This is a genomic window from Streptomyces lancefieldiae, from assembly GCF_031845825.1.
In the GTDB taxonomy this organism is placed as follows: Bacteria; Actinomycetota; Actinomycetes; order Streptomycetales; family Streptomycetaceae; genus Streptomyces; species Streptomyces lancefieldiae.
The window spans coordinates 1-476 of record NZ_JAVRFH010000299.1 but is presented as its reverse complement, the minus strand read 5'-3'; the positions used below and the strand labels follow the sequence as shown (position 1 = coordinate 476).

Below are 476 nucleotides of genomic sequence, written 5' to 3'. Positions count from 1 at the left end.
CACATCGACCGTGGCCCGGGTCGCCCCCGCGTGCTTGCTGACGTTCTGCAGGAGCTCCGAGACGGTGAAGTACGCGATGCCCGCGATTGCCTGTGCGGGCCGTGCGTCCAGGTCCACCTCCACCGTGACGGGGACGGTGCAGCGGGAGGCGATGGCGGAGAGTGCGGCGTCGAGGCCGCGGTCGGTGAGGACGGCGGGGTGGATGCCGCGTGCGAGGTCGCGCAGTTCCTGGAGGGCGACCTTCACCTCTCCGTGGGCTTCCTCCACCATCCGCGCCGCCGCCTCCGGATCGCCCGTCAGCTTCTCCTTCGCCAGCCCCAACCCCATCGCGAGGGCGACGAGCCGGGCCTGCGCACCGTCGTGGAGATCCCGCTCGATACGGCGCAGATCGGCGGCGGCGGTGTCCACGACCACGCCCCGGTCCGACTCCAGCTCCGCGATCCGCCGCTCCAGCTCGTCCGAGCGCGACAACAGCC

1 protein-coding gene is annotated in these 476 nt (G+C 72.3%); it reads right to left on the bottom strand.

Annotation, left to right across the window (positions count from 1 at the left end; translation table 11 throughout):
- Positions 1-476 (bottom strand): sensor histidine kinase (locus RM812_RS42230; protein ID WP_311586328.1); only part of this gene is annotated, 476 nt, incomplete at both ends.